14 protein-coding genes are annotated in these 12,041 nt (G+C 60.0%); 3 read left to right on the forward strand and 11 right to left on the reverse strand.

Features of this window, described 5'->3' with window-relative positions:
* Nucleotides 1–121: 121 nt before the first annotated feature.
* The 3 genes from minE to minC all read right to left on the reverse strand — a co-directional run bounded on the left by minE (nucleotide 122) and on the right by minC (nucleotide 2,124).
* A complete protein-coding gene (gene minE / locus BMW74_RS14270; RefSeq protein ID WP_019693048.1) occupies nucleotides 122–376 on the reverse strand; it encodes a cell division topological specificity factor MinE in 255 nt (84 codons plus the stop codon).
* The gene (minD, locus tag BMW74_RS14275; RefSeq protein ID WP_093421551.1) at nucleotides 376–1,188 is read right to left on the reverse strand and encodes a septum site-determining protein MinD; all 813 of its coding nucleotides are present in this window, start codon (nucleotides 1,186–1,188) and stop codon (nucleotides 376–378) included. Before minD ends, minE begins: the two co-directional genes overlap by 1 nt.
* A 198-nt stretch (nucleotides 1,189–1,386) precedes the next feature.
* Nucleotides 1,387–2,124, reverse strand: a complete 738-nt coding sequence (gene minC, locus BMW74_RS14280; protein ID WP_093421556.1) for a septum site-determining protein MinC — start codon at nucleotides 2,122–2,124, stop codon at nucleotides 1,387–1,389.
* 121 nt (nucleotides 2,125–2,245) lie between these two features.
* Between minC and BMW74_RS14285 the strand changes: the two genes are divergently transcribed.
* Together BMW74_RS14285 and BMW74_RS14290 are read left to right on the forward strand one after the other, a co-directional pair.
* Nucleotides 2,246–3,178, forward strand: coding sequence for a lipid A biosynthesis lauroyl acyltransferase (locus BMW74_RS14285; protein WP_093421559.1), 933 nt, complete (start codon nucleotides 2,246–2,248; stop codon nucleotides 3,176–3,178).
* 46 nt (nucleotides 3,179–3,224) lie between these two features.
* Nucleotides 3,225–4,397 (forward strand): patatin-like phospholipase family protein, encoded by a 1,173-nt coding sequence (locus BMW74_RS14290; protein ID WP_093421564.1) that lies wholly within the window; start codon nucleotides 3,225–3,227, stop codon nucleotides 4,395–4,397.
* Nucleotides 4,398–4,490: 93 nt separating this feature from the next.
* On the opposite strand, the gene BMW74_RS14295 is transcribed toward BMW74_RS14290, so the two are convergent.
* From BMW74_RS14295 to puuE, 7 genes are all read right to left on the reverse strand, one after another.
* Nucleotides 4,491–5,276, reverse strand: a complete 786-nt coding sequence (locus BMW74_RS14295; protein WP_093421569.1) for an outer membrane protein OmpK — start codon at nucleotides 5,274–5,276, stop codon at nucleotides 4,491–4,493.
* Nucleotides 5,277–5,649: 373 nt separating this feature from the next.
* On the reverse strand, nucleotides 5,650–5,772 hold the full coding sequence (locus BMW74_RS25475) for a hypothetical protein (RefSeq protein ID WP_256562573.1): 123 nt from the start codon (nucleotides 5,770–5,772) through the stop codon (nucleotides 5,650–5,652).
* A 141-nt stretch (nucleotides 5,773–5,913) separates the two neighbouring features.
* Nucleotides 5,914–7,200 carry a urate hydroxylase PuuD gene (locus BMW74_RS14300; RefSeq protein ID WP_093421573.1) on the reverse strand — a complete coding sequence of 429 codons (1,287 nt, stop codon included), beginning with the start codon at nucleotides 7,198–7,200 and terminating at the stop codon, nucleotides 5,914–5,916.
* Nucleotides 7,201–7,251: 51 nt separating this feature from the next.
* Nucleotides 7,252–7,755: an ureidoglycolate lyase gene (locus BMW74_RS14305; RefSeq protein ID WP_093421577.1), complete on the reverse strand. Its 504-nt coding sequence runs from the start codon at nucleotides 7,753–7,755 to the stop codon at nucleotides 7,252–7,254.
* 121 nt (nucleotides 7,756–7,876) lie between these two features.
* Nucleotides 7,877–8,872, reverse strand: coding sequence for an allantoicase (alc, locus tag BMW74_RS14310; RefSeq protein ID WP_093421582.1), 996 nt, complete (start codon nucleotides 8,870–8,872; stop codon nucleotides 7,877–7,879).
* A gap of 88 nt (nucleotides 8,873–8,960) precedes the next feature.
* The gene (uraD, locus tag BMW74_RS14315) at nucleotides 8,961–9,476 is read right to left on the reverse strand and encodes a 2-oxo-4-hydroxy-4-carboxy-5-ureidoimidazoline decarboxylase (RefSeq protein ID WP_093421586.1); all 516 of its coding nucleotides are present in this window, start codon (nucleotides 9,474–9,476) and stop codon (nucleotides 8,961–8,963) included.
* Nucleotides 9,473–10,399: an allantoinase PuuE gene (gene puuE / locus BMW74_RS14320; protein ID WP_093421589.1), complete on the reverse strand. Its 927-nt coding sequence runs from the start codon at nucleotides 10,397–10,399 to the stop codon at nucleotides 9,473–9,475. Before puuE ends, uraD begins: the two co-directional genes overlap by 4 nt.
* A 424-nt stretch (nucleotides 10,400–10,823) precedes the next feature.
* Here puuE and uraH point away from each other — a divergent pair, with 424 nt between their 5' ends.
* Nucleotides 10,824–11,177 carry a hydroxyisourate hydrolase gene (gene uraH, locus BMW74_RS14325; RefSeq protein WP_093421593.1) on the forward strand — a complete coding sequence of 118 codons (354 nt, stop codon included), beginning with the start codon at nucleotides 10,824–10,826 and terminating at the stop codon, nucleotides 11,175–11,177.
* A 189-nt stretch (nucleotides 11,178–11,366) separates the two neighbouring features.
* On the opposite strand, the gene BMW74_RS14330 is transcribed toward uraH, so the two are convergent.
* Nucleotides 11,367–11,993 carry a LysE family translocator gene (locus BMW74_RS14330; protein ID WP_093421597.1) on the reverse strand — a complete coding sequence of 209 codons (627 nt, stop codon included), beginning with the start codon at nucleotides 11,991–11,993 and terminating at the stop codon, nucleotides 11,367–11,369.
* Nucleotides 11,994–12,041: the final 48 nt, after the last annotated feature.

Here is a 12,041-nt window from a genome sequence, read left to right on the forward strand (position 1 = left end):
TCGCGAAAGAAGCCGGAACATTCAACATCACGTGTTGACTGTTCCGGCGCCTTCGCGAGCAAGCTCGCTCCCACATTGGACCGGCAGGTGTTCTGGCTGCCGTGGCTCCTGCTGGATCGACTCAGCGATCCGGCAGGGTGATGTTGAGTTCCAGGATCGAGCAGCTACCCTGGTTTTCCAGGGCAACGTGCACATCATCGGACCCAATATTGACGTACTTGCGGATCACTTCGACCAATTCCTTCTGCAAGGCCGGCAAGTAGTCAGGGGTGCTGCGTTGGCCGCGTTCATGCGCCACGATAATCTGTAGACGCTCTTTCGCTACCGACGCGGTGCTTACTTTTTTGTTGGCACGAAAGAAGTCAAAAAGGTTCATTACCTACCTCCAAATAGGCGCTCGAAGAATCCCTTCTTCTCAACATCAAGGAACCGGTGTTCCACGGTTTTGCCCAGCAGACGATCAACGGCATCGCTGTACGCCTGGCCGGCGTCGCTTTGGTCGTCGAGAATCACCGGTACGCCCTGGTTGGAAGCTTTCAGTACAGCTTGCGACTCTGGAATCACACCCAGCAGGGTAACCGCCAGAATCTCTTTGACGTCTTCGACGCCGAGCATTTCGCCGTTGCTGACGCGCTCTGGGTTGTAGCGCGTGAGCAGCAGGTGTTCCTTGATCGGGTCCTGGTTGTTCTCGGCGCGGCGGGACTTGCTGGCCAGCAGGCCCAGCATGCGGTCCGAGTCACGTACCGAAGACACTTCAGGGTTGGTCACGACAATCGCTTCATCCGCGAAGTACATGGCCAGGTGGGCACCTTTCTCGATGCCGGCCGGCGAGTCGCAGACCACGAACTCAAACTGCTCCTTGAGCTCCATCAGGACTTTTTCCACGCCTTCGACGGTCAGCGCGTCTTTGTCGCGGGTCTGGCTGGCGGCCAGCACGTAGAGGTTCTCAAGGCGCTTGTCCTTGATCAGGGCCTGTTGCAGGTTGGCTTCGCCGTTGACCACGTTGACGAAGTCATACACTACGCGACGCTCGCACCCCATGATCAGGTCGAGGTTACGCAGGCCCACGTCGAAGTCGACGATCACTGTTTTGTGGCCGCGCAGAGCGAGGCCGGTACCGATAGCGGCGCTGGTGGTGGTCTTACCCACACCACCCTTGCCGGATGTAACCACGAGAATCTTGGCCAAGGTGTTTCACCCCTAAGGAAAAGGACTTTTAGCCCCTGAAAAACATCTCTTGAAAACTACTGCAGTCGGACAGCCTTGGCTGGAATTCGGTCTGGGGCGGGGTTTACGGGGGTAAACAAAGCCCTTTGCCTTTTTCCTACTTCGTTTGAGCCGTTTTCACTACGTTTTAGAGATGCTTGGAAAATGCGGCAGTATCCGTTAAAGCCGAATGATGTTCAACACATCGCCCGACAGGCTGACTTGTACACCGGCTCCCCATAACGGGTCGCGGCGTAGATCTTCGGAAACCTTGTAATGACCGGCGATGGAGAGTAGTTCAGCGCTCAGTTGCTGACAGAAGATCCGCGCCTTGGTGTCACCCTTTACGCCAGCCAATGCCCGACCGCGCATCGGTCCGTATACATGGATATTGCCATCGGCCAGAAGTTCCGCCCCGGGACTGACCGAGGAGATCACCACCAGATCGCCACCCTGGGCATAAATCTGCTGGCCACCGCGTACTGGCGAGGTGATGATTCGCGTCGGCTTGATCGTAGGCTCGGGTGGTTTCTCGGGTTTTTTCTTGAGCTCGCCTTCCTGCGGTTCAAGCGGGCGCTCACGGGCACCGGACGGCGGCAGCACGGGCAGATCGACGGCAATCGCGGCGGCAATGTCTTCGATGCGGCTGGCGCGAATCGCCAGGGTGCGCAGGCCGTGTTGACGGCATACGCGCATCAGCGCCGGCAGGTCGACCGAGCCTTCGCTCGCCGGGAGTTTATCCAGGGCCAGTACCAGGGGCGCGTTGCTGAAGAAATTGGGGGCCAGGGCCACCTTCGCCGCCAATTGACGATCAAGGCTGTCGAGGTCGTTGCGGGCCAGTTCCAGCACCGTAATGGCGAGCATGCTGCCCTTCAACTGGAACACGGGATCTTGGTCTAGCGGATCGGTCTGGGTCATGGTCGGCAGAAAACGGCTTGTCACTAAAAGTGCCGAGACTTATAACGAGAACGCCCGCAGGCCGCAAGCCGGGTCGATCCGTTGTAGAATGCGCGGCCTTGTTGTCCATCCGGAATCGTCAATGGATCGCCCGCAATTTCGAGCTGCATTCTTATCTCCACGTTTCTGGCCGCTATGGTGCGGTCTAGGGCTGTTGTGGCTGGTCGTCCAGTTGCCGTACGCGTGGCTGTTAGTCATCGGACGCCTGCTCGGTGCGGGCATGTATCGGGTCGCCAGCGATCGCCGTCGAATTGCCAAACGTAACCTGGAACTGTGCTTCCCGGAAAAAACCCCGGCTGAACGCAAGCGATTGCTCAAGGAAAACTTCGCGTCTACCGGCATTGCCTTTTTTGAGATGGCCATGAGTTGGTGGTGGCCCCGCCAGCGCCTGGCGCGCCTGGCCCACATCGAAGGGCTGGAGCACCTCAAGCAGGCCCAGCGCGATGGCCAGGGCGTGATTCTGATGGCGTTGCACTTCACCACCCTGGAAGTCGGCGCGGCGTTGCTCGGCCAGCAACACACCATCGATGGCATGTACCGCGAACACAAGAATCCGCTGTTCGATTTCATCCAGCGCCGTGGACGCGAGCGGCATAACCTCGATTCGTTGGCCATCGAGCGTGAAGACGTGCGGGGCATGTTCAAGTTGCTGCGTGCTGGCCGGGCGATCTGGTATGCGCCGGATCAGGACTACGGCGCCAAGCAAAGTATCTTTGTGCCGCTGTTCGGGATCATGGCGGCCACAGTGCCGGCGACCAGTAAGTTCGCCAAGCTGGGCAAGGCGTTGGTCATACCGTTCACCCAGGAACGCCTGGCAGACGGCAGCGGCTACCGGCTGGTGATCCATGCACCGTTCGACAATTTCCCCGGGGAAAGCGACGAAGCGGACTGCATTCGCATCAACCAGTGGATCGAAAGTGCGGTACGTCACTGTCCCGAGCAGTACCTCTGGGCACACCGACGTTTCAAGAGCCGTCCTCCAGGCGAGCCTAAACTCTATGACAAGCGTGGTTGAGTAAACCACGCGGGATCGAACCTCACAGGCATCATGGAGTGTTGCAATGCGTTCAAGTGAGCCAGTGACAGGGTTGATTCTTTCCGGTGGCGGCGCGCGTGCGGCCTATCAGGTGGGCGTGCTGGCGGCGATTGCGCAATTGCTGCCCGTTGGCGCCGCCAACCCGTTCCCCGTGATCGTCGGCACCTCGGCCGGGGCAATCAATGCGGTGAGCCTGGCCAGCGGGGCGATGGACTTTCGTCTGGCCGTCGAGCGCCTGACCGCGTTCTGGCAAGGCTTTCGCAGCCACTTGGTGCTGCGCAGCGATTGGCCGGGGGTGATTCATCAGGCCAGCCGGTTTTTCCGTCACAGCTTGCTGGGCATGGGCGCCAAGGTGCCGGTGGCACTGCTCAACAGCTCGCCCTTGCGTGACCTGCTCAGCGACAGACTGCACCTGTCCGGGATCAGCCAGGCGATTGCCGAGAAACACCTGCACGCGGTGGCGGTCACGGCGTTCGGCTATGAGTCAGGGCAGGCGGTGACCTTCTACCAGGGCGTGCGCAGCATCGATGCCTGGTTGCGTCATCGGCGCATCGGTGTACCGACCCAGTTGAGTGTCGAGCATTTGCTCGCCAGTTCGGCGATCCCCTTATTGTTTGCCCCGGTGAAAATCGACAGCGAGTACTTTGGCGATGGTGCGGTGCGCCAGTCGGCGCCGATCAGTCCGGCCCTGCACCTGGGGGCGAGCCGGGTGTTGGTGGTGGGCGTCAGCGGCAACCCACGCGGGGTCGATCCCGAGAACCCGCTGCAGCGCAGCTACACCGGCCAGCAGCCGTCGTTGGCGCAGATTGGCGGGCACATGCTCAACAGCACCTTCATTGACAGCCTGGAAAGCGACATCGAGTTGTTGCAGCGCCTGAATCAGTTCGGCCATCTGTTGCCCGAAAGCACGCCCAAGCGTGAGCTGGGATTGGCGCCGGTGGAGGTGCTGGTGATCGCACCCAGCCAGCCGATCGACGAGATCGCCGCCCGTCATCGTCATGAGCTACCCGCCGCGTTGCGTCTGTTTCTGCGCGGACCGGGTGCAACCAAGACCAGCGGCGCTGGTGTATTGAGTTATTTGCTGTTCGAGGCGGGGTATTGCAGCGAGCTGATCGAGCTGGGTCGGCGCGATGCCTTGGCCAAGCGCGAGGAGTTGTGCCGGTTCCTGGGGATTGCCCAGCCGGTGGTTGTGGCTTAAGAGCAGCGGTGCCTCTGTTCGCGGGCGAGCCTCGCTCCTACGGTCTTGCGCTGTACTGTAGGAGCGCGGCTTGCCCGCCAAGACGCCGCCGGATCAGAAGTGGAACTTCACCAGCAAACTGGTCACGTTCTGATTGGTGGTGAACGCACGGGTGTCGTCGATCCCGTACTTGTCTTTCCAGTAGTCGTATTCCACACCGACGTACAACTGCTTGGCGCCGTAGTTCAAGGCCTTGCCCAGGTCGTATTTGACCTGTGGGTTGAAGTGCAGGTTGGCGTGGTAGTCGCCTTTGGAGTTGGAGTCGTTGTCCACGACCCAGTCCATGTAGCCATCGATCAGCACGTTCGAACTGCCCACGGGAATGGTGTAGGACCAGACCGGTGTGATCTGCCAGACATTGTTCCCCGCACGGCTACCTTCGGCCTGGCGGTTGTAGAAGTTCAACTGGAAGTAATCGAAACCAGGAATCGCCAGGTCGAAGCCTGGGCCGATCAGGTAGGACTCGACATCGCCTTCGCCGAACTCGTAGGTCATGGCCAGCAGCACGTCTTTGATTGGGCCGAACTCAAACTTCTGGTTGAAGATTTTGCCCATCGATAAGCGCGGCTGGAACTCACCGTAGGTGGTGTTCGGGCCCACGTGGGCATCGTCCTTGCCGTTGTAGAAGATCTTGTCGACGAACAGGAAGTTATCCCCATATTTCCAGGCGTCGGCGTGTTCGAAAGTCACCGTCTGCTGGATGGACGGATTGACCTTGAAGCCTTTGCCGTAGAGATAGGTCAGGCTGTTGTTCTGCCACAGCAGCAGGTCGTCAGCCATGACCTGGCCCCCGGCCAGCAAGGATCCAGCAAGCATCAGGCTAGTGCACGTACGTTTCATTCGGTTGCTCCCAAAGAAGTAGGTGGTTCCACGTTTTTTAAGGTCGGCGCTCTGGTGTGGCACCTGTTCGTGTCGCGGTAAAAAAACATCCATTCGGTCAGCTTTCGTGCTGTTCGCAAGCGCTGAGCCAAGGCTTTCACAACGCAAAAAACTCCCGTTCGGCGGCTCGAGAGCAGTCGAATGAGGGGGCTGTTGGAGTGCCTTGGTGCCTGCCAGGGCCAGGATAAGTTGGCTGGCTGGTCAGGTTTTACATCCGGGCTTTTTTTTAAACCGGATTCGGGCGGCCGCGGAGAATACTGACTCCCGGGCTGGGGCTCAAGTGCTCCGCAACGGCGCACCGACAATCGATGTGGCGCATGGTTGCGGGGCAGCATTAGAAGTGCACCTTCACCAGCAGGCGGGTGGTGTTTTCATGGGTGTCGAAGTGACTGCTGTTTTCGATGCCGTACTTGTCTTTCCGTGTGTCGGGGATGCGCGTTTCGGATAACACGGACATGCAACACCTCGGATCTATTCTTATTCTTGTGATTGTGTGTTTCAGGTGGGTCGTGTTGCGGCTGTTCGCGAGCAGGCTCACGTCCACACAGGCTGAATCAATCCCTGTGGGCGCGAGCCGGCTCGCGAAGCGCTTTAGCGATTAATTGGTCTGCGCACCCTGATTGATCCAGGCACCGATCAAGTCACGTTCCTGCTGGGTCATCTGCGTGATGTTGCCCAGCGGCATGATTTGGGTCGTGATGGCCTGAGCCTGAATACGCGGGGCGTTCTGGCGGATCTGTTCGGGGGTATCGAACATCACGCCCGCCGGTGCGGCGCTGAACAACGGGCTGGTGGGTTTGGCCGAGTGACACACCGCGCAACGCTCTTGAATCACGCTGTGCACCTTGTCGAATGTCGGACCTGCGTTGGCCGCCTGGGCCGGTTGCGTCGGCGCCGCTTCAGCGGGTTTCGCACCACCCCCTACGGCGGTTTCCGGCAGCGGTTGGTACTCGACTTGCGCGGGTGCCTTGGCCACGTTCGGGGTGTTGATGGGCGCAGGGCCGGTGACGTAGGCGAGGCTGATCATGCCCACGGCGGCAACCGGCAAGGTCCAGGCGAACCGGTGGCTGTCATGACGGGTGTTGAAGTAGTGACGCACCAACACCGCCAGCACCGCGATCCCGGCCAGGATCAACCAGTTGTACTGGCTGCCGTAGGTGCTCGGGAAGTGGTTGCTGATCATGATGAACAGCACGGGCAGGGTGAAGTAGTTGTTGTGGCGTGAACGCAGCAAGCCCTTGGCCGGCAGGGCCGGGTCCGGGGTGCGGTTCTCGGCGATGGCCGCGACCAGTGCCCGTTGGGCCGGCATGATGATGCGGAACACGTTGCCGACCATGATGGTGCCGATGATGGCGCCCACATGCAGGTAAGCCCCTCGACCGCTGAACACTTTGCTGAAGCCGTAGGCCGCGCCGATCAACAGCACGAACAGAATGAAGCCGAGCAGGGCAGGGCGCTTGCCCAGGGCCGAGTCGCACAGGAAGGAGTAGATGAACCAGCCGGCGAACAGCGAGCCAATGCCCAGCAATACGCCTTCGGTGCCACTGAGGCTGCTGCCCGGAGCCAGCAGGTACAGCGTCGGATTGAGGTAGAACACCAGGCACAGCAGCGCAACCCCTGACATCCAGGTGAAGTAGGCTTCCCATTTGAACCAGTGCAGGTTGTCCGGCATGGTCGGTGGCGCCAGTTTGTATTTCTCCAGGTGGTAGATCCCGCCACCGTGAATCGCCCAGAGATCGCCGGCCAGGCCGGTCTTCGGGTTGACCCGGTTGAGGTTGTTTTCCAGCCAGACAAAGTAGAACGACGCGCCAATCCAGGCGACGCCAGTAATCATATGAACCCAGCGCACACTCAGGTTCAGCCATTCCAACAGATGTGCTTCCACAGTCTTTACCTCTCGCCAGGCACTCTTGTTGTCGAGTCCTCAGGCCTTCTCTTATTGGTGGGGGGCAAGGATCAAACGCTCATCCTCTTTGAAAAAATGCTCATCGCAGTTATTGCCTGTGCCACTGCGATCAACCACCAGGAAGTCATCCCGCTTTTCGATCGTCAGCACCGGGTGGTGCCAAACGCCGCGATGGTAATTAATGCCCTGCCTGCCGTTGGAAACGAAGGCGCGGACCAAACCTGATACCGGTTCATCGCCAAGTGGCGCGACCACGATCAGAAAGGGGTTGCCGAGCAGCGGGATGAAAGCCTGGCTGCCCAGCGGATGGCGCTCCAGCATGCAGACGGTCAGCGGCATGTCCTGCGCGTCGGCGCGGAAGATGCTGATGATCGCCTTATCCTCTGGCGTGGCGGTTTCCACCGTCGCCAGTTTGTGAAAGCGCATGGTCGAACCGTTGTTGATCATGAAGTGATCGCTGCCGTCGGTTTCGATCACGTCACCAAAAGGGGCGAAGGCTTCTTTGGTCAGCGGTTCAATCGTCAATGTGCGCATGCTGTTCTTCTTATCTTGAGTTCTGTGTTGTTTGTTCTGGCGTCTTCGCGAGCAGGCTCGCTCCCACAGGGGAATGCATTTCAAATGTGGGAGCGAGCCTGCTCGCGAATGGCCTAACCGCTTACTTCGCTACCTTGCCCAGGATACGCAGGCGGCTCACACCACCGTCCGGGAACACGTTCAGGCGGATGTGGGTGATCGGGCCCAGGGCCTTGATCTGCTCGGCGAAGGTGTGTTCGGCGTGCATTTCCAGCTTCTGGCTCGGCAGCAGTTCGCGCCAGAACAGCGATTGGGTTTCGATCTGGCTGTCGGTGCCGCCCTTGACGAACGCACCCTGGATCGAGCAGGTGTCCGGGTAGTTGCCCTTGAAGTGCAGGGTGTCGACGATGATCTTCTCGATTTCGCCCGGGTGGCCCAGCGCGACGATGACCCAGTCATTGCCCGGGGTACGACGACGTGCGGTTTCCCAGCCATCGCCCATGTTGATCCCACGGCCAGGGTTCAAAATGTTGCTCATGCGCCCGAAGTGTTCATCGGAGCAGGCCAGGGCCCGACCGCCGTTCAGCGCCGAGGCCAGGTCCACTTGCTCGTTGTCGCCTACGGCCGACCAGTCGCGGAACGGAATGCCGTACACGCGCAGACGGGCTACGCCGCCGTCCGGGTAGATGTTGAAGCGCAGGTGGCTGAAGGCCTGGTCGTTGCTGATTTCGTGGTAGTGGTGGCTGTTGCCCTGCAACTCGACGGCCGACAGCACTTCAGTCCACTGAGTGTGTTCGTCCGGCTCGCCCGAAGCCAGGAAGCAGGCCTCCAGGGAGGCCGACGGCGGGAAGTTGCCGGTGAAGAATGAAGTGTCGATGTCCACGCCTTTGATTCGGCCCGGTACGCCCAGGCGGATCACCGCGCTGTCGTAGCCTTCGAAGCGCTTGCGGCGCGACTCCCAGCCGTCCATCCACTTGCCGTTGTCATCGAACACGCCCTCCTTCCATACGGCCGGGGTCGGCTGGAACAAGCGGTTGGCGTCGGCGAACCAGTCATCGGTGACCGAGATGATCTTGGTGCCCAGGCGGGCGTCGGCCAGGTTGACGAACTTCTCGAAAGGTACGGCGTAAGCTTTCATTCTTCTTGTCTGCCTTTAAATAAGTGGCTTGGGATGCTTGCAAGGCCCTGAGCGATTTCGACGTTCATGAGTTCGCGGGCCAGGCTTGCTATAGGGTCAGTAATCGGAACAGGGCAATCTTGTTGATCTCTGCCAACGCGCACTTGAACTCGGTGTCGACCGGGTTGTGGATGCGCGTTTCGAACGCTGCGAGGATCTGATGCCGGTTGCTGCCTTTTACCGCCATGATGAAGGGAAACTTGAACGTGGCCTTGTAGGCATCGTTCAGCTCGGTGAAGCGCGAAAACTCTTCGGCCGTGCATTGGTGAATACCGGCGCCAGCTTGTTCGTGGGTGCTGGCTTCGGTCAGTTGACCCTGGACGGCCGCGCGGCCTGCCAGGTCCGGGTGAGCGTTGATCAGGGCCAGTTGACTGGCATGGTCGGCGCTCAACAGGATGTCGCTCATGCGTTGGTGCAGGGTTTCGATCTCATCGATCGTGCTGTCCTGACCGAGGTCGTAAGCCTTTTCGGCAACCCATGGCGAGTGTTCGTAGATATCGGCGAAGGCCGCGACGAAGGCGTCGCGATCCAGGGTCGATGGCTTCAAGGTCTTGAAGGCGGTCATTTCGCGGTCCCTTGGTACGGGTGGGTGTTCTGCCAGTGGCGGGCGATGTCGACGCGACGGCTGAACCACACCTGGTCATGACTTTTAGCGTATTCGATAAAGCGCTTGAGCGATGCCAGGCGCGCCGGGCGGCCGATCAGGCGGCAGTGCAGGCCGATGGAGAGCATCTTCGGGGCCTCGGCGCCTTCGGCATAGAGCACGTCGAACGCATCCTTGAGGTACTCGAAGAAGTCGTCGCCCGTGTTGAAACCCTGGACCTGGGTGAAGCGCATATCGTTGGTGTCCAGGGTGTACGGGATCACCAGGTGCGGCTTGCCGGTCGGGTTGTTCGGTTCCCAATAGGGCAGGTCGTCGTCGTAGGTGTCGCAGTCATAGAGGAAACCGCCTTCTTCCATCACCAGGCGCCGGGTGTTTGGGCCGGTGCGGCCGGTGTACCAGCCCAACGGGCGCTGGCCGGTGATTTCGGTCAGGATGCGGATGGCTTCGAGCATGTGCTCGCGCTCCTGGGCCTCGTCCATGTACTGGTAGTCGATCCAGCGGTAGCCGTGGCTGCAGATCTCATGGCCGGCCTCGACCATGGCGCGGATCACGTTCGGGTGACGCTGGGCGGCCATGGCCACGGCGAAGATGGTCAGCGGGATGTCGAATTCCTTGAACAGCTTGAGGATCCGCCACACACCTACACGGCTGCCGTATTCGTACAGCGACTCCATGCTCATGTTGCGCTCGCCTTGCAGCGGCTGGGCCGAGACCATTTCCGACAGGAAGGATTCCGATTCCTTATCGCCGTGCAGGACGTTGCGCTCGCCGCCTTCTTCGTAATTGAGTACGAAGGACAGGGCGATGCGGGCATTGCCCGGCCAGTGCGGGTGGGGAGGGTTGCTGCCGTAACCGATCAGGTCGCGTGGGTAGTCAGCGCTCACTGCAGTGTTCCTTCTTATTTGTCGCGATGCGGTGGGTGTGGCGGCCGGGCGGTGAGATGACAGCCTGGCGTCACAGCGATGGAGTGATTGTATACAACTTTATATTCATTTTGTAAGCCTGATTTTTTGCCTTTTTCATCAACTGTCTTTCAAGCGAGGGACTGCAGTAAAGCTGCCGGTCCAGTCAGCTAATAGATGGGAGGTCGTTGTGGTCCGTGGTTTGGTCGATGATCGGCATGAAGGTGTGGCCCATTGGGAGGCTGGGATAAATGTCGTTTTTATTGTGTACAATTTTTTATAAAAGTGTCTTAATCAGTCGCTCGCCGCAGCTTTTGGTGCTCCGAAAGGGTGCGGTCTCCTTTTTAACTGACTCCGGGAGGCGCGAGGCTTGGCTGCTGTAAAGGCAGGCCGGCACGCAGAATCAATGGGACGTTTGACTACACACGTTTTGGACGCAGCACACGGTTGCCCGGGCAGCTCGATCAAGGTCGAGTTGTACCGCGTTGAAGGTTCGCAGCTGGAATGGGTCGCCAGCGCGCTGACCAACAGCGATGGCCGTTGCGACGCACCCTTGTTGCAAGGCGATGACTACCGCTCCGGGGTTTATCAGTTGCAGTTTCACGCCGGTGATTACTACCGCGCGCGGGGTGTCCAGTTGCCGGAGCCGGCGTTCCTGGACGTGGTGGTGCTGCGGTTTGGCATCAGCGCCGAGCAGGATCACTACCATGTGCCGCTGCTGATTTCGCCGTACAGCTATTCGACCTACAGAGGGAGCTAGGGCTTTCCCCCCCACGAATCCTGCGCAAATAGCTTCTTTGGTCTTTCGCCCGCTCACACTGCGGGCTTTTTTTCGCCGGTAGGACACTGGGCCGGCGTGCTGGCCCTATCGCGAGCCGTCTCGCCCACTCTGATCAGTGTTGTGTACACCTCCCTGGTGGGAGCGAGCCTGCTCGTGAAGCGGTTGCGTCTAACGGCTCAACAGAGAAGCGGCACCCGCCCCCCCGAACAGCCCGGCGCTGATCCGGTTGAACCAGCTCTGGCCCTTGCCACTGCGCAGGTAGCGCGCGGCCCCGTGGGCGCCGAGGCCGTAGGCCAGCTTGCAGCACAGGTCGAGCAGGGTCCAGGTGACGATCATGATCAGCAGTTGCGGGAGGAACGGTTGCCCGGGGTTGAGAAACTGCGGCAGGAAAGCGGCGAAGAACAGGATGTCCTTGGGGTTGCTTGCACCCAGCACAAACGCGCGCCCGAACAGTGCGCGAAAGCGTGGTGTCGGCGCGGCCTGGGGGACTTCAGTTGCCTGGGCCGGTTGCCGTGATTGCTGCCAGCTCTGCCAGGCGAGGTAGAACAGGTACAGCGCGCCGACGACTTTCAAGGCGCTGAACAGCTGTTCCGAGGCCAACAGCAGGGCACCCAGGCCCAGCGCCGAGGCGCTCAACAGGCAGATCGAGGCGAACACGCCTCCCAGGAACGCAGGGTAAGAGCGACGCAGGCCGTAGTTCAGGCTGTTACTGATCATCAGCAGCGACAAGGGGCCGGGGATCAGGATGACCACCAGGGCGGCGCCACTGAACAACAACCAGGTTTCCAGACTCATTACGTTTCTCCTTATGTGTAAAAGCCCCACCCGACGGGGTGAGGCTGG

Source organism: Pseudomonas sp. ok272 (assembly GCF_900109995.1).
Taxonomy (GTDB): Bacteria; Pseudomonadota; Gammaproteobacteria; order Pseudomonadales; family Pseudomonadaceae; genus Aquipseudomonas.